The sequence below is a fragment of the Fibrobacter succinogenes genome, from assembly GCF_902779965.1.
GTDB classification, from domain to species: Bacteria; Fibrobacterota; Fibrobacteria; order Fibrobacterales; family Fibrobacteraceae; genus Fibrobacter; species Fibrobacter succinogenes_F.
Map to the genome: position 1 here is coordinate 1 of NZ_CACZDK010000047.1, position 16872 is coordinate 16872.

General features: G+C 48.8%; 16 protein-coding genes. 11 read left to right on the forward strand and 5 right to left on the reverse strand.

Translation table 11 applies throughout. The features are described 5' to 3' along the window. Window positions 1-642, reverse strand: a 642-nt coding sequence (locus HUF13_RS15835; protein ID WP_304039304.1) for an amino acid--tRNA ligase-related protein, incomplete at its 3' end; no start/stop codon positions are given. 1060 nt (window positions 643-1702) lie between these two features. Continuing rightward, window positions 1703-1942: a hypothetical protein gene (locus HUF13_RS15840; protein ID WP_173476025.1), complete on the reverse strand. Its 240-nt coding sequence runs from the start codon at window positions 1940-1942 to the stop codon at window positions 1703-1705. A gap of 63 nt (window positions 1943-2005) precedes the next feature. Here HUF13_RS15840 and HUF13_RS15845 point away from each other — a divergent pair, with 63 nt between their 5' ends. The 11 genes from HUF13_RS15845 to HUF13_RS15895 all read left to right on the forward strand — a co-directional run bounded on the left by HUF13_RS15845 (window position 2006) and on the right by HUF13_RS15895 (window position 13344). After that, a complete protein-coding gene (locus HUF13_RS15845; protein ID WP_304039306.1) occupies window positions 2006-3694 on the forward strand; it encodes an AAA family ATPase in 1689 nt (562 codons plus the stop codon). A gap of 297 nt (window positions 3695-3991) precedes the next feature. Next, window positions 3992-4594, forward strand: a complete 603-nt coding sequence (locus HUF13_RS15850) for an ATPase (protein ID WP_173387343.1) — start codon at window positions 3992-3994, stop codon at window positions 4592-4594. 9 nt (window positions 4595-4603) lie between these two features. Continuing rightward, window positions 4604-5140 carry a hypothetical protein gene (locus tag HUF13_RS15855; RefSeq protein WP_173476027.1) on the forward strand — a complete coding sequence of 179 codons (537 nt, stop codon included), beginning with the start codon at window positions 4604-4606 and terminating at the stop codon, window positions 5138-5140. A 17-nt stretch (window positions 5141-5157) separates the two neighbouring features. After that, complete coding sequence (locus HUF13_RS15860; protein WP_173476028.1) at window positions 5158-6915, forward strand: V-type ATP synthase subunit A; 1758 nt, start codon at window positions 5158-5160, stop codon at window positions 6913-6915. Continuing rightward, a complete protein-coding gene (locus HUF13_RS15865; protein ID WP_074208332.1) occupies window positions 6908-8209 on the forward strand; it encodes a V-type ATP synthase subunit B in 1302 nt (433 codons plus the stop codon). Before HUF13_RS15860 ends, HUF13_RS15865 begins: the two co-directional genes overlap by 8 nt. A 1-nt stretch (window position 8210) precedes the next feature. Beyond that, on the forward strand, window positions 8211-8843 hold the full coding sequence (locus HUF13_RS15870; protein ID WP_072828987.1) for a V-type ATP synthase subunit D: 633 nt from the start codon (window positions 8211-8213) through the stop codon (window positions 8841-8843). Further along, on the forward strand, window positions 8840-10771 hold the full coding sequence (locus HUF13_RS15875; protein WP_173476029.1) for a V-type ATP synthase subunit I: 1932 nt from the start codon (window positions 8840-8842) through the stop codon (window positions 10769-10771). The genes HUF13_RS15870 and HUF13_RS15875 overlap by 4 nt, the downstream gene beginning before the upstream one ends. Before the next feature lie 39 nt (window positions 10772-10810). Next, complete coding sequence (locus HUF13_RS15880) at window positions 10811-11269, forward strand: V-type ATP synthase subunit K (RefSeq protein WP_083579764.1); 459 nt, start codon at window positions 10811-10813, stop codon at window positions 11267-11269. Window positions 11270-11287: 18 nt separating this feature from the next. Then, window positions 11288-11743 carry a V-type ATP synthase subunit K gene (locus HUF13_RS15885; protein WP_074208334.1) on the forward strand — a complete coding sequence of 152 codons (456 nt, stop codon included), beginning with the start codon at window positions 11288-11290 and terminating at the stop codon, window positions 11741-11743. Between the two features lie 156 nt (window positions 11744-11899). Then, the gene (locus HUF13_RS15890) at window positions 11900-12922 is read left to right on the forward strand and encodes an aminoglycoside phosphotransferase family protein (protein WP_173476030.1); all 1023 of its coding nucleotides are present in this window, start codon (window positions 11900-11902) and stop codon (window positions 12920-12922) included. Further along, on the forward strand, window positions 12922-13344 hold the full coding sequence (locus HUF13_RS15895; protein ID WP_173476031.1) for a PTS sugar transporter subunit IIA: 423 nt from the start codon (window positions 12922-12924) through the stop codon (window positions 13342-13344). Before HUF13_RS15890 ends, HUF13_RS15895 begins: the two co-directional genes overlap by 1 nt. Window positions 13345-13457: 113 nt before the next feature. Here HUF13_RS15895 and HUF13_RS15900 read toward each other — a convergent pair whose 3' ends face one another. From HUF13_RS15900 to HUF13_RS15910, 3 genes are read right to left on the reverse strand one after another with little or no spacing between them, the layout of a single operon-like run. Next, window positions 13458-14927, reverse strand: a complete 1470-nt coding sequence (locus HUF13_RS15900; protein WP_173476032.1) for a capsule assembly Wzi family protein — start codon at window positions 14925-14927, stop codon at window positions 13458-13460. Next, window positions 14914-15807, reverse strand: coding sequence for a glycosyltransferase family 2 protein (locus tag HUF13_RS15905; RefSeq protein WP_173476033.1), 894 nt, complete (start codon window positions 15805-15807; stop codon window positions 14914-14916). Before HUF13_RS15905 ends, HUF13_RS15900 begins: the two co-directional genes overlap by 14 nt. Continuing rightward, entirely contained in the window at window positions 15807-16769 is a 963-nt protein-coding gene (locus HUF13_RS15910; protein ID WP_173476034.1) for a glycosyltransferase, read from the reverse strand. Before HUF13_RS15910 ends, HUF13_RS15905 begins: the two co-directional genes overlap by 1 nt. Window positions 16770-16872 lie beyond the last annotated feature (103 nt).

Genomic DNA, 16872 nt, shown 5'->3' on the forward strand with positions numbered 1-16872 from the left:
GTCCATGCCGGCAATCATCAAGAGCTGCTTGTACTGCTGCGGAGACTGCGGGAGGGCGTAGAACTTGCCCGGGTTCACGCGGGACGGCACGAGGTAGTCACGTGCGCCTTCCGGTGTCGATTTGCAAAGGCACGGAGTTTCAATGTTTTCAAAACCGTTAGAATAGAAGAAGTCATAGACGGCCTTGAGGAAGCGGCTCTTGAGGAGGAGCTTCTTCTGGATCCACGGACGGCGGAGGTCCAAATAGCGGTACTGCAAGCGGAGGTCGTCGTTTTCCTTGCATTCTTCGTTCGGGTCGTTGATAGCGAGCGGAGAGGTGAGGGCGGCGTTCAAGATTTCGAGGCTGTCGGCCTTGACTTCGATTTCACCCGTGGCGAGCTTTTCGTTGGTGTTGCCTTCTTCACGGGCGTAGACCTTACCAGTCACGTAAATAACGTATTCGTTACGGAGCTGTTCGGCGGTCTTCAACACATCGGCGTTGTAGTCCGGGTTGAAAACGATCTGGGTCTTGCCATACTTGTCGCGGAGGTCAACGAAAATCACACCACCATGGTCACGGCGGCGATCCACCCAACCGGCGAGTGTTACGGTCTGGCCAACATCTTCCTTGCGAAGCTGGCCGCAGTTATGTGTACGTTTCATGGTTGTATCCTTGAAGATAATTTTTCGGGGCAAAATATAGAAAAGTAGGAAGTAGGAAGTAGGAAGTAGGAAGGAAAAAATAGTGATTAGTAGTTAGAAAATGTAGTTGGAATTGTGTTATTGACGGAGCACAGTCATTCTCGACCGAAGGGAGGGAATCCAGGCATTCTATGTCAAAAAAATCTAGGACTTTGTTTTATAGGGGAGGGGGAAAGCCTTCCCCTCGCTTCCATCGTCAGTCTCCGTGACAAAGGTCCCTGAGCCTGTCGAAGGGCCGCTACCCTTTCGAGCGGGGACACCCCGCAACGCCTCGTTAAAAGCATTTGTTGTCGGCTTGAACTTTGAAAGAGCAATATGCAAAATTTGCACATACCACTTTTGATGTTTTATCTCAGCTTATAAAGAGCCCCTATAAGACAATAAAAAAAGCCACCCCTTTTCAGGATGACTAAGCACTTACGTGCAGCTGGCCTGTAGGCTCCATAACGCCCCGACGGAATCCGGTTGATCATTTGGTTATGGCCATCACAACGTTCATCATCCATAATATATCATTTTTCACAAGGAAAGTCAATACCCCATGTTTTATCTCGGCTCATAAAGAGCCCCTATAAAATCAAAATCGTTTTCACTCCTATAAGAATCTATGAGGAAGGACGGTAAACTCCTTCATACGGATTCGAAAATCCCAAGCGGCCCACCATTTCCGCTTACTCACATAGATTCTAATAATGAATATACCTTTATTTATGCGGGTTCGCAAGCGTTTCTCTTGTGAAAAAATCAGAAAAATTGGATAAAAAGCGAGCAAGTGAGTGTCGCGACAAAATGCTTGCATTTTGTCATGACCGAACGCAGCCTGCGGACGCATTTTGCGTCAATCCTGTGATTTTGGGCCATTTTTTTGGAGCCTTGGTGTTGTGTTGCCGAAGTGGCTGTATATTTCGGCAAATTCCCTCAGGATGCATACCGTGGAGCGGGGCTCGATTATATTGGCGATTCGTCGTCGGTGAGTCCTTATGTCTGCCGCTTTTGCAGTGCCTCGGAAAATCGAAAATTGTTACAACCCACATGATAACCTCGGGTATGAAATGTTCTTGGTTTCGCCCATGAAAAATTTGACGACGGAGGCGGTGGTGTAGGTGAGACATGTTCCTAACTGCACCATCTGTTCCCCGAAGGGAATGTTGGTGTAGAATAGTTCCAGAAAGGATGCCTTGACTTCTTTGTCCAACTTTTTCTTTTTTGCTGCGTGTAATTTGTACGCAATCTGATCGATGAATGGACGGTAGGGTTCCATGATGTCCTCTATTGACTTTTTTAACTTAATAAGTTAAATTTAAGTTAAACGGGCGAGGTGAGCATGGGCGGTATTACCTACAAGACGATTAACGGCAAGCGTTATGCATACTACCAGTGGACTGAAAACGGAAAACAGCATAGCCGTCGTGTGAAGGATGACGAGTTCTTGGAACTTTCCGCAAAAATTGCTGCGGAGCGTTCTGCTGTTTATTCTGCGGCTCCCCAGTTCAAGACTGATGTGAAAATCGGGTCGCAGTTGACGCGTTTCTATGCTTCTGTGATGAAGTGGAAAAAACGTGAAATTTTTAGCGTCCTTCATGATTATGTCTATGGTGAAAGTAACGACCGTGTTATGATTCTCTATGGGCTTCGTCGCACGGGAAAGACGACTCTAGTCCGTCAGCTTATCGGTGAAATGTCGTCAGAAATGCAGATGAAGACGGCGTTTGTTCAGCTGAGTTCTCGTCATTCGTTGGCCGAAGTCAATCACGATCTTAAGTTGCTGGAATCGTTGGGCTATCGCTATGTCTTTGTGGATGAAGTGACGATGCTTCAAGATTTTATCGAGGGGGCCGCACTTTTTTCCGATATTTTTGCTGCAAGCGGAATGAAAATTGTGCTTTCGGGAACGGATTCTTTGGGTTTTGTGTTTTCTGAGGATGAACAACTTTATGACCGTTGCTTTTTGCTGCATACAACTTTCATTCCTTATCGTGAATTTGAAAATGTTCTTGGTGTGGTCGGAATAGATCGATTTATTGAGTTTGGGGGCACCATGAGCATGGGTGGGAGTAATTACAATACAGATAGATTTACCTTCGCTACAAAGAAAAGTGCTGACGAGTATGTGGATTCTGCGATTGCTCGCAATATCCAGCATTCGCTAAAATGCTACCAGCATGAGGGGCATTTTCGTTCGTTGCAAGAACTCTACAATGCGGGTGAATTGACGAGCGCCATCAACCGCGTTGTGGAGGATGGGAATCACCGGTTTACCATTGACGTTTTAACCCGGAATTTTAAGTCCGGTGATTTGAAAAGGTCTCAAGCGAATCTTCGCCGCGACAGGTTTAAACCTACGGATGTTTTGGATCGTGTTGACATAGATTCTGTTACAAAACGGTTAAAAGAACTATTGCTGATCAAGGACAGGGAGGAACAGTCTGTTGCCATAAATGAATCGCACAGGGCCGAAATCAAGGAATATTTGGATTTGCTTGACCTTACTTGCGATATAGATGTTGTCAACATGTCTAGCTTGAATGAACAGCGTTCTCGGACGGTTCTTTCGCAGCCGGGGCTTCGGTTTGCTCAAGCCTCGGCACTGATTCAGAGTCTGTTGCTTGATGAAACGTTTAGAGACATCTCAATTGCCGAACGCATGTCTATCGAGAAACGGATCCTCGATGAAATTCGTGGACGTATGATGGAAGAAATTGTCTTGCTAGAAACGAAAATGGCTCGACCTGATATGCAAGTTTTTCAATTGCAGTTTGCAGTCGGGGAGTTCGATATGGTTGTTTTTGACCCACGTAATGCTTGTTGTGAAATTTACGAGATTAAGCATTGTGGCCAAATGGCAAAGGAACAGTGCCGCCATTTGCTTGATTCTAAGAAATGCGCGGATACGGAATTCCGTTACGGAAAAATTCATAGCAAGAACGTGATTTACCGTGGAAATGCGGGAACTTTTGGCGAAATCCGTTATTTGAATGTCGAGGATTATCTGAAGAGCCTGCGAAACAACTGACCGCATTTTCTCCGGTTTTTGACCTCGCTTACACCCCCTGTAACATCCCTTACGGGACGTGTAAATTCCATACATCTGGTGTAAAAATGGACGTTAAGGCATGAATTTTGCATATAGGAAAATTTTCCTTTTATCGCTCCTTTTGGTCTTTTTATCGCCCATTTTCGCAAGTAAACAATATTTTCGCAACTTTTTGACGATTTTCTTGTCTTTTTTAATTTTTTACTTGTATATTCTTTTCTGTGTTTAATGAAAATACCCTATTTTGGGGTGTTTTGGTTCAATTTGGAGATTTAAATGGCAGAAGATTTGCAAGCCCTGATGGAACGCATCCAGAAGGATGCTGTCGAAAAGGCTGAACTCGCAGCAGCAGATATTATTTCTAAGGCAAAAGACAAGGCCGCCGAAATTGTGAAGGCCGCCGAAGACGAAGCCAAGGCAAAACTCGAAAACGCCGACAAGGAAGCTCAAGCATTTACAGAACGCAGCGAACGCACTTTGGAACAGTCCGCACGTGATTTGCTCCTCTCGGTGGGCAAGAATCTCGAAAAAATGATTCTCGATCTTCTCAGCCTCCAAGTTGAAAAATCTCTCGATGAATCAACTGTGAAGAACATGCTTCTCACCGTTGCCAAGAGCTATACCTCCGATATCGAAATTGATTTCTCCGAAGCCGATGCGAAGGCTCTTTCGAGCTTTGTCATGGGCGAATTTGCGAAACAGCTCAAGGCTGGCGTCAAGGTCGAAAGCGACAAGGGCGTCAAGTTCGGCTTCCGCGTTAAGCTCGATGGCGGCAAGGTCAGCCACGAATTTACAGAACAGGCAATGGCGGAATCTCTTTCTGCCTTGCTCAGACCGCAGCTTGCAAAGATTGTAAACAAGGCCGCCCAGGGCAAATAAGGCGGTCCAATGAGCAGTCCAGCATATTTGATGGCATCGCTTCCGATGCTAGAACTGGGCGACGTTCCGCCCCTTAGCATGGCCGAGTTCCGTGGCCGTTGCGAAGGTGTGCTGGATGCCCCAGAACTTGAAGCGCTCGACGCTCTCTTAGCGGGCGAAGAGTGCGATGATGAATTTGTTCGGGAATACCAATCCCGTGAAATCCAGATGAGAAACGTTTCCGGAAGGCTCCGCGCCCAAGCGTGGGGGCCTGAAGTGCGTTTTGCGGAACGTTCTTTCTCTGGTTATGACGTCACCTTTGCTAAGATGATCCAGGACGCGTTCATGAAGGCCAGTCCGCTAGAAAAGGAACAGGATATCGACCGCGCCCGTTTCTGGCTTGTTGATTCTCTTGCCGGTGTAGGCGAGGGAACGGTCAAGCACGTTTATGCTTACGCGATTAAGCTCAAAATTTGTGAGCGCTGGGCTGGCATAAACGAAATTGCAGGTGATAAAGCCGTCATCAATGTTATTAATGCTAACGATCCTGCGTTTAGGCAGGAATGATTGGAGGTCCATTTTCAATGGCTAGTATCGGAAAAATAACCGGCGTCAACGGAAACTTGATTCGTGTAAAGTTCGAAAGCGCCGTTTCCCAGAACGAAGTGGCTTATGCAAAGCTCGTTACGAAGAACAAAGAAGGTAAGGCTGAAATCATTCCCCTCAAGAGCGAAGTGATTCGTATCCGCGGTGATTACGCTGAACTCCAGGTATTCGAAGATACGACTGGCCTTAAGGCTGGCGACGAAGTCGAATTTACCGGTGAACTTTTGTCTGTTGAACTTGGCCCTGGCCTTCTGACTCAAGTGTTTGACGGTCTCCAGAACCCGCTGCCGAAGCTTGCTGACGAATGCGGCTTCTTCCTCCAGCGCGGTAAGTACTTGAAGGCTCTCCCGCGTGATACCAAGTGGGCTTTTACTCCGGTTGCTAAAGTGGGCGATGTGGTTGTTGCCGGTGATACCATCGGTACGGTTCCCGAAGGCGTGTTCTCGCACCGCATCATGGTGCCGTTCAAGCTCCTAGGCAAGTGGACTGTAGATTATGTGACTCCGGCTGGTGACCGCGTTGTCGAAGATGTTGTCGCAAAGCTCAAGAACGATAAGGGCGAAACCGTCGATGTGACGATGGTGCAGACCTGGCCGGTGAAGATGCCGATCAAGGCTTTCGAAGAACGCTTGCGCCCCTCCAAGCCGCTTACTATGCAGCAGCGCATTATCGATACGTTCTTCCCCGTGATGCAGGGCGGTACGTTCTGTACGCCGGGCCCCTTCGGTGCCGGTAAGACCGTGCTCCAGCAGCTCATGAGCCGTTATGCCGACGTGGACATCGTGATTTTGGCTGCTTGCGGTGAACGTGCTGGTGAAGTGGTGGAAACCCTTCGCGAATTCCCGGAATTGATTGACCCGCGTACGGGCAAGTCCTTGATGGAACGTACGCTGATTATTTGTAACACGTCTTCGATGCCGGTGGCTGCTCGTGAAGCTTCCGTTTATACCGGCGTAACCCTCGCTGAATACTACCGCCAGATGGGCCTCAACGTGCTCTTGCTTGCAGACTCCACATCTCGTTGGGCTCAGGCTCTGCGCGAAATGAGCGGCCGTTTGGAAGAAATTCCGGGCGAAGAAGCATTCCCGGCTTACCTCGAATCCGTGATCGCTTCGTTCTACGAACGCGGTGGTGTTGTCCGCCTCAAGGACGGTTCGACAGGCTCCGTGACGATTTGCGGTTCTGTTTCTCCGGCTGGTGGTAACTTCGAAGAACCGGTGACTCAGGCAACCCTTAAGGTGGTGGGCGCATTCCTCGGCCTTAGCCGTGAACGTTCTGACCAACGTCGCTTCCCGGCTATCCATCCGCTTGATTCTTGGTCCAAGTACGAAGGCATTATCGATTCCAAGAAGGTGGCTGAAGCCCGCACCATTCTCGCTAACGGCGTGGATGTGAACAACATGATGAAGGTCGTGGGCGAAGAAGGTACTTCCATCGAAGACTTTATTGTTTATCTGAAATCCGAATACTTGGATGCAGTTTATCTGCAACAGGACGCTTATAACGAAATTGATGCGGCCTGCTCTGCTGAACGCCAGAAGTACGTGTTCGACAAGATTTACACGATTCTTAAAACGCCGATGTCGTTTGCCGAAAAGGATGTCGCTCGTACGTTCTTCCTCAAGCTCACGCAGGCAACCAAGGACTGGAACCGCGTGGCATTTGACTCTCAGGAATTCAAGGATCTCGAATCCAGTATTTTTGCTTCCGTAAAGGAGGTTTCTGCTAATGCATAATGTTGCTTACCATCGTATTGAACGCATTGCCGGTTCTGTGATTACTTTGAGAGCCGAAGGCGTTGCTAACCAGGAACTCGCTCAGGTTACAAGTTCTTTCGGTACATCTCTTGCCCGTGTTATCCGCATTGATGGCGACCTCGTGGACTTGCAGGTGTTCGCTGGTGCTCGTGGTATTTCTACTGACTCCGAAGTGCGTTTCCTTGGTGAACCGATGAAGGTTCCGTACAGCGAAGCTTTGCTTGGCCGCGTGTTTAACGGTGCTGGCAAGCCCCGTGATAACGGCCCCGAAGTGGACGGCGAACGCATTACCATTGGCGGCCCGTCTGTGAACCCGGCAAGGCGTATCATCCCGAAGACGATGGTGCGTACGGGTATCCCGATGATTGACGTGTTCAACACGCTCGTGGTTTCCCAGAAGCTCCCGATTTTCTCTATTGCTGGTGAACCGTATAACGAACTTTTGGCCCGTATTGCTTTGCAGGCCGAAGTGGACGTGATTATCCTCGGCGGTATGGGCCTCAAGCACGATGACTACCTCTACCTCAAGGATTACCTTGAAAAGAACGGAGCTCTTTCCCGTACGGTGATGTTCATGCACACTGCATCGGACCCGATTGTGGAATGCTTGCTCGTTCCGGATGCATCCCTCGCTGTTGCAGAAAAGTTCGCCACCGAAGGCAAGAACGTGCTCGTGCTCCTCACGGACATGACGAACTTTGCCGACGCCATGAAGGAAATTGCCATTACGATGGAACAGATTCCGTCGAACCGCGGTTATCCTGGCGACCTTTACTCTCAGCTCGCTAGCCGTTACGAAAAGGCAGTGGACTTCAGCGATGCTGGTTCTATTACGATTTTGGCTGTGACCACCATGCCGGGCGACGACGTGACGCACCCGGTTCCGGACAATACCGGTTATATTACCGAAGGTCAGTTCTACTTGCGCAAGGGCCGTATCGAACCGTTCGGTTCTTTGAGCCGTTTGAAACAGCAGGTGAACGGTAAGACCCGTAGCGACCATCGTACCATCATGAACACTATGATTCAGTTGTACGCAAGCTACAAGGAAACCTTGGAAAAGCAATCCATGGGCTTCAACATGAGCAACTGGGACCAGAAGCTGTTGAAGTATGGTGTGCGCTTCGAAAAGGAAATGATGGACCTTTCAGTAAACATCCCTCTAGAAAAGGCTTTGGACCTTGGCTGGGAAATTCTTGCCGACTGCTTCACTCCTGAAGAAACCGGTATTCCGACCAAGATGATCAACGAATATTGGCCGAAGAAGTGGTAATATGGCTAAGGTCAAGTTAACTAAAAACGCCCTCAAGGCGGAACGTGACGCGTTGAAGCGCTTCCAGCGCTATCTGCCGACGTTGCTTTTAAAGAAGCAGCAGCTGCAGATGGAAATGCGTACGCTCCAGGAGAAGGTGATGGCGAAACGCGAAGAAGAGGATAAGCTCCGCAAGAGCATGGCTTCGTGGATTTCGCTTTTTGCCGAACCCATTGAGTGGGACAAATATCTCTCGGTGAAGAGCGTCGAACAGGGCGAAGGAAACATCGCCGGCGTGCGCATCCCGACGTTCAGTGGCGTGGAATTCAACGTGAACATTCCGGATTTCTTTACGACTCCGGTGTGGCTTGACGATGGTATCCGCAGCCTTCAGGGCCTGATTTCGCTGCGCTTGGAACGCCGCGTGCTCGAAAAGCAGTACGAGCTTCTTTCCAAGGAACTCCGTACCACGAGCCAGCGCGTGAACCTGTTCGAAAAAGTCAAGATTCCCGAGTCTAAGGATAACATCCGCAAAATCAATATTTTCTTGGGTGACCAGCAGACAAGCGGTGTTGCCCGTAGTAAGCTTGCCAAGGGCAAGGCTACGGCGAAGGCGCTTGCTCTTGACGCCCAGAGTAAGGAGGTTGCCGCATGATTACTCCTATGAAAAAGGTAACCGTTCTTACGCTTGTTAGCCACAAGGAAGAAACTTTAAAGGCCTTGCGCGAAATGGAAATTATCCATTTGACGCCGTTGCAGAATGCGGTTGGCGTTTCTGTGAATGGTGCAAAGGGCGCTGTTGCCCGCGTGCAGAAGGCGATGGAAGTTGTTCCTGATAAACTCCGCAAAGGTGTAACGCCTGCGGAAAAGGGCGCAAGTGGTGTAACGCTTGTCGAAGAAATCCAGACGCTTATTTCTGAAAAGAAGAATGCCGAAGTCCAGCTGGAACAGTCCCAAGAGGAACTGACAAAGCTCGGTGCTTTTGGAAACCTGGATCCGAGAACCGTGAAGGAACTCGCCGCCAAGGGCATTTTTGTGCGCCTTTACCTTGCCGATACTTCGAAAGATCCTTTTGAAGTCGAAGGTGAGTGCGCTTACAAGCATGTCTTTGCCAAGGATGAAAATGGCACTTACATTGCCGTGTTCAGCAAGGGTGAAGCTCCAGCAAAGGTGACAGGCGCCTTTACCGAAATCACGATGCCTCAAAAATCTCTCGAAGAATATCGACAGATTGAAGAAGAAGCGAAGACGACGATTTCGGCTGTTGACGAACGCTTTGCTCAGCTTGCTTCCGTGAAGGACGAACTTGAAGATCGCCTTATGGAAGTGACGGACCGTTACAATCTCGTCGAAGCATCTGCAAGCATGCTCCAGAATAGCGAAATCGCGGCGCTTCAGGGATTCTGCCCGGAACCGCGCGTTGCCGAAATTAGGGCGGCTGCAAAGGCTAACGGCTGGGGTATCCGCGTCGAAGATCCGACGGATGAAGACAACATCCCGACGCTTCTTGGTTACAACAAGCTTTCGCGCCCGATGCAGTGCCTCTATGACATTATCGGCATTTCGCCGGGCTACAACGAAGTCGATGTAAGCTCAGTGTTCCTGTGCTTCTTCAGCATATTCTTTGCGATGATTGTGGGCGATATGGCGTACGGCCTGTTGTTCCTCGGACTTGCTGTTTTTGCCCGCACGAAAATGCCGAAGGCGAGCAGCGCCGGATTCCACTTTATCTATTTGATGAGCTGGGCGACTATCATTTGGGGCGCCATCAATGCAAACTTCCTCGGCCTTACGCCGGAACTTGCAGGGTGGAGTTACTACCTCGATATCGCGAACTATAACTTTATCCCGGAAGGCGTGCGCAACGTGCTCTACTGGATTCGCAGCTCTGCTCCGACGGATCCGACGCGCTTTGAAGCCTACAAGCAGTTCTGCGAGACGTTTACGTTCTTGCCGGCTAGCTTTGTGCCGAAGGCCGCGGGTGCATCTCAGATGCAGCACATTCAGTTGTTCTGCTTCTGCATTGCCGTTGTGCACCTGAGCATTGCCCATGCTTGGAATGTCGTTGTGCGTATCAAGCGCAAGTCTTCGACATTCATGGCACAAGTGGGCTGGCTCATGGGCGCTTGGGTCATGTTTTTCCTTGCATGCAACATGGTGCTTGGAATCGACATGCCGGCATTCGTCATCCCGATGTTCATCGTGGAAGCGGTGCTCCTAGTGCTCTTTACGGTGCCGCCAAGCCGCTTAAAGCAAGACTTTATTAGCATCCCGATGCTTGTGCTTGACGTCGTGAACAGCTTTACCGATGTCATCAGTTATATCCGTCTCTTTGCGGTGGGTATGTCTGGTGCCGCTATCGCTGAAGCGTTTAACGACATGCTCTCGCCGCTCTTTGGCTCTGCTGTTGGCATTGCTGGTGCTGCATTCATCTTGCTCTTTGTGCATGGCTTGAACATTGCTCTTGCCGTGATGGGCGTTGCGGTGCATGCTGTTCGTCTTAACACTCTCGAATTTTCAAATGGACTTGGCCTTGAATGGAGCGGCTTTGCCTTTACTCCTTTCGCCAAGCAAAAAAATTAAACCAAGGGTTAAATCCCGCTACTTAATGAGGATAATATAATGGAACCGAATACAATGGTGACTCTCGCTAAAATGGGTGCTGCAGCTGCGCTTGGCATTGCGGCTATGGGCTCTGCCCTTGGTTGCGGAACGGCTGGTATGTCTGCTATCACGATGTGGAAGAAGGCTTATGCCCAGGGCAAAAGTGCTCTCTTTACGCTCCTCGTGTTCGTCGGTGCCCCGATTTCCCAGACGATTTACGGCATGCTTTTGATGAACTTCATTCTGGATGCAGCAAAGGCTAGTGACTTTACGAACTGGGGCGGCTGCCTCGGTGCAGGTATCTTCGGTGGCCTCGGCATGATGGCTTCTGCTTGGTACCAGGGCAAGTCTGCTGCTGTAGCTTGCGATGCTCTCGGTGAAACCGGCAAGGGCATGGTGAACTACTTGATGGTTCTCGGTATCGTCGAAACTGTCGCTTTGTTCGTGCTCGTGTTCTCCATGATGGTGCTTCATTAATCCAGTGAGGTAGCACGTATGGATCAAACACAATTTTTGACGCTCGCAAAGCTCGGTGCGGTGGCGGCCCTTGGCCTTGCTGCAGTGGGTTCTGCGCTGGGCTGCGGGACTGCCGGTATGGCGGCCATCGGTGCCTGGAAAAAAGCGTATCTCAAGGGTAAGAACGCGCTTTTTACGCTGCTCATCTTTGTGGGTGCGCCGATTGCGCAGACGATTTACGGAATGCTTTTGATGATGTTCATTTTGAACAAGTCTCAAGCGGCTCCGGGCAACTGGGCTGCTTACCTTGGTGTAGGCATCTTCGGTGGCATCGGCATGATGGCTTCTGCCTGGTACGTGGGCAAGTCCGCTGCTGACGCTTGCAACGCTCTTGGCGAAACGGGCAAGGGCCTCGTGAATTACCTCATGGTGCTCGGCGTGGGCGAAACTGTCGCGCTGTTCGTCATGGTGTTCTCGATGATGCTTGTGTCGTAGCGGAGCTACGACAGTAGGCTGTAGGAAGTAGACAGTAGGAAGTGTCATTCTGAGCAAAAAAGACTGCTTGGCGGCAGTCTTTTTTTGTTGTTAAAAGGCACACAAAATCGCTAATTTTATTTGTCATTTTCCTGTTTCTTTAAGTATATTAAAAGTATGCAAAACGATTCTATTCAAATTTCGCCAAGTATTCATGAGTACCTTTTGACTCATGGTTATACTGAAAATTTTTCTGTGACTCCCATTGCCGGTGCCGGTTCTGGAAGGCGTTATTTCCGTATTGCCGATGGTGAACGGAAGTGTGTCTTGCAGGTTAGTGCCGAGGTTAATGACGATTTCAAGCATTTTGTTGAATATTCCAAGACGTTTAGGGAATATGGTTTGCCGGTTCCGCGCGTTTATTGTGTCGATGAATCCTCTTGCCAGGTTTTGCAAGAAGATTTAGGCAAACGTAGTCTTTTGGACGAAGCGTACCCGAATGGGAGCAAGGTGCTTTCGGGAAGTGTCCGTATTTTGTACCCGGAAGTGATTGATGCGCTTATCCAGTGGCAAAATGCAAGCCATCAGTTGTTCAGCCATCATACCGAGATTTGGCTGCGTCGCTTTGATTTTGCCGCTCTCAAGTGGGAAACGGATTACTTTACTGAAAATTTTCTGAAGCTCCACAAGGGCATCACGGAAATTCCGGAATCAGTGCGAAATTTCTATTCGTTAGTTGCTGTTTCTGTTGAAGCGCAGACGAAAGTTTTGATGCATCGCGATTTCCAGAGCCAGAATATCATGATTCGCCCGAATTCCGAAGTGGCGTTCGTCGATTTCCAGGGCGCTCGTCGCGGTTCCATGTTCTATGATATTGCATCGCTCTTGTGGGATCCGTACGTAAGTCTTCCGCTTCCTATGATCAAGGACTTCTTTGAATATTGGCGCAGCTTGTATCGCGGTACAAGAATTTATACGAAGGATGATGCCTGGGAAGGCTTTGTGCATGCTAGTTTGCAACGTTTGATGCAGGCTCTTGGTGCGTACTGCTTCCTCTCGAAGGTGAAGAAGATTGAAAAGTTTGAACAGTATATTGAGCCGGGCAAGGCGCAGCTCCGTACTCTGTTTGGCGAATTCAAGCTTATGGCCAAGGCTACAGACCCAGAAGTGTTCAAATTCATGGATTGGGCTTTGCAGTAATGGTTCCTACATATGTGCGTGTTTACACGCAGCCGGTTGAATTCAATCGTGCTTTGGGGTATGCTTACGATGCTCTTGTAAATGGTCCTTATCGTTTTGACGCTTTGTCGGCATGGAAAGGGCTTTCTGAGCGTATAGCCCAGGGCATTTATATGGGGCAGGGGCTTTTACTTCCGCATACGCGTATTCCTGGTTTGCCGGGTCCGCTAATGGCTTTTGTGGTTTGTCGTGAGGGCTTTACGGGAATAAAAACGCGTAATGATGAATTGGCGCAGTTTATTTGCGTGTTGCTTTCGCCAGCGGAATCGGCGATGGCGCATACGATGGAGATTGCCAATGTGGCAAAGCTTATGCTGAACCCAGAATGGAAAGAGAAAGCGCTCAGCGCGACTGACGAGGAAGAATTGAAAGTTTTATTCTGAGTTGAGTGTTTTGTGCTTAGAAGGTACTTGTTCAGAGTTACTAGTTACTGAGGTCGCTTCGCTGCAGTTCTAAGCTCTGCCAACTAAGCTCTGCCAACTGCGGCGAAGCCGCCCTACCACTGCAGGCTACCGACGGCGTAAGTGCGGTAGCCTTTAAAGTCTCCGAAGAACCGCGTGTAGCTGCATCTAAAGCTGAACCAATCCCATGGTTTTGCTTCTAAATTGAATCCGAGTTCCTTGTAACGCACAGTTGTTTTTTTGCTCAGGAACTTCTTGTCCGTTGCACTTTCGGGCGTGTGGAGGTCGTTGATGTTCCCGCCGAAGGCAGTGTCTTTGGCGACTGCGCCAAAGAAAAGCGTTGCTTGGAGGAATTTGTAGGCGGCACTGACTTCGGTGTGTACTTCTTGGCTATTCGGGCCGAGGTCGCTACCGAGGCTTTGGGCGTAATTGGCGTAGGTGTAGCCGCGGCCTTTATGGTGCGTGTAAACCCATGGCTCAATGCGGGTGTATTCAAACATCCAACCGAGATTTGCGGGGCCGAGTACAATGTTATCGCGGGCGACTCCGAGCGTTGTTGCCCACTTGTTGCCCCACCAAGAATCGTCGAACATGCTTGTCGGTGATTTCATATCGTCCCACAAGAGTTCTGCGTAGAATTCCCAATTCGGGAGCGTTTTGACGCTCAAGTCAAATGCAAGCGAGATATTGTCTTGGTCGCCTTGCAAGTGCTCCTGGAAAACGTAGGGGATGAACGGAATGACGTAAGCCCATTCGAATTCGCGACCGGTACTGTCGCTATCTTTATTCGGGTTGGAACCTGCGGCCTCGATGGTGGTGCCGTAGAGCGATGTTTCTGAAATGCCGAACGTGATGTCTTTGGGCAAATTCAGGTTGAGGCGGTGGGCATGGAAATACTTGCCGAAGTTTTTCTTTTCGTAGATTTTGGCGGCGTACTGCGTGTATTCAATTGGTCCGAGCGTGAACTGGTAGCCGAAATAAGGCGTCGGGGCGGCATCGGAGATGCGGCTGGAGCTATCTTGCCACGGGCGGTAAACGTTACGCTCACCGCGTAAAATGACGTGGTTGCGGCGGGCGGGACCCCATTCGAGGTAATCAAATCCAGCGAGGAGTTCTACAGGCTTGAGGCTATAGCTTACATTTGCTCCGAATAAATCCCAAGTGCGTTTTTTTTCGCTCTGCTTGTTGTAGGGGAGGCCTTCGTCCGGGTTATAGAAATTTGGATTTATGTGTCGGTTTGTGTAATCGGTGTTGATTTTTGCGCGGGCGTTGAAGTGGAATGCGTCCGTGAAGTGTCCGTCGATGAACAAGCGGATGGACGTGGCGTTGTCGTAATGTGTTTTCGCATTTGAGAGATTCGTAATCGCGATGGAATCCAACAGCTGTGCGTTGATATTTAGCTCTTTTTCATGTGTGGAATCCGAGAAAGTGATGTGGCGTGGCATGTTGTTTGTATGTGCCGAACCATTGAGGGATGCGTTGGATACATGCTTGGCGAAGATTGGACTTGCTCCTACTGTTGTTGCTATAATCAACGTGCTAAATATTTTTTCAATGGATTTCATAGTATCCCCCGTTTTTCTCAATAAATTTTTTGAACAAAGCTTTTGATAAAGTAATTTTCAAAATAGTTGGAACTCTTGAAAATTGTAACCTTTTTACGCGGAGTGCTAGGCTTATGCCTAAGCCAAGTAAAATGCCTAATGTCGGGTATCCGTTTTTGAATGCAAAATGGATTCGGTTTCGAATCATTATGCAATCGATAAAATAGGGGACTCCGCCTTTTGCGTTTTCGCTTCCAGTCGAAGATCCGATGTCGTGCAAGATTACGCTTTCGGTCGCCCATGCAAGCGTAAAGCCGTTTCGTTTGGCTTTGCAACAGTAGTCGCTTTCTTCGAAGTACAGAAAATAATCTTCACTTAAAAGGCCTGTCTTTTGTATGCATTCCGGCGAAATCAGGAACGAGGAGCCTTCGACATAGTCAAAATTTTTTTCGTCAGTGGATGCTGGCCGGCGTACCGAGGCAAACTTCGGGTGGATAAAACCGACTCCGCCAGAAAACTCGCCATTTGCTTTTTGAATGAGTGAGCCTGTAATTCCTGCGTTTGTGGTAACAGCCTTGTCGAGAAGCTTTTCGAGTGCTGTTGGGGTAGGCTCGGTGTCGTTGTTTAACAACCATGCAAAACTATTGGGGAATTCTTCTAATGATGCGCGGATTCCTTGATTGCAGCCTGCCGCAAAGCCTCGATTTTCTTTGTTCCAAATCCAGCGGATTTTAAATGCAAAGGAAAAGCTTTCAAAATATTCTTTAGACTCTTTAGTAGATGCATTGTCGATAACATAGACGCAGTCTGGCTGGACTGTGCTTTTTTCGAGTGCGCGTAAACAGGCAACGGTTTTTTTCGGATTCTTAAAATTGACGAGGATTGTACAAACTGTTGGCATTATCTCTTTCCAGAAATTTTAGTGATGATGGGAGCTCCGACAATGCCGTACAAAATGTGTAAAATCTTACCAGGAATTCCTTTGACGTGCGGATAGATGCTTGATGCATTTCGTGCAATCCACACGAGGTATTGCGGAATGAAGGGCTTGCTGAGTAAGTCGTTCACGTAGGCGATATAGCGCTTTACAAATTCCTGGTCGCTTGGAGAGAGCGTTTCAAAATGTGGGGTCGTCAAAATCATTTTTGCCCATTGTAAATTCAATTTCAGGTTGCCTGTCCAAGTGTGAGTTTGGCCGAGCCCAATCGCGTTTTCTCCGTGGATGCGGTATTGAATGACGGGGGCGCTAATTGATTTTATACCTTTGTTATTCGGGGCATCGAGGCTTGCACAAAAAGTAATCCATTGGTCATGGACGGCGACTTGTTCTGGAATAGGAAGAATTTGCTTGAGCAGCTTTGCCTTGAAAATCGTCATGCATCCGGTGACATTCGTATATCCGGTAAGGATTGCTCTTAACGAAAGATGTTCTGGGATGCCAGAGGTTTTTCTCCATGATTCGCTAATGATTTTCCCTTTGCTGTCTATAAGCTGAGCGTCGCCAAATACGAGATTCGCATCGGCTTGCCGAAGCGCTTCTTCGAGAATTTGCAATTTTTGCGGGAGCCAGATATCGTCTTGATCGGCAAGGGCTATCATGTCGCTATCGCCGAGTAGCGGCTGCGCAAGTTCGAGTGATTTTGCAAAAGCAGCTCGGTGCCCTTGATTTTTGGGGAATCGTGCAATTTGCAAGGGGAGGCGGTCTTTGTAACTTTCGAGAATATTTGCGGTATTGTCCGTAGAACCGTCATCGACTGCCACGATAAAATCGGCAGGGCGTGTTTGTGCCAAAAGCGAATCCAGCATCTGCGAAAGATACTTTTCTCCGTTGTAAGTTGCAAGAACAATCCCGATTTTAGACATGCCTTGAATATAGTTTTTAGACGAGAGACTAGAGACGTGTGAAGTGAGTTTTTTTAGCAAAAAAGCAATTATTTTTATATTTTAATTAGTTAAGTTTTTTTGA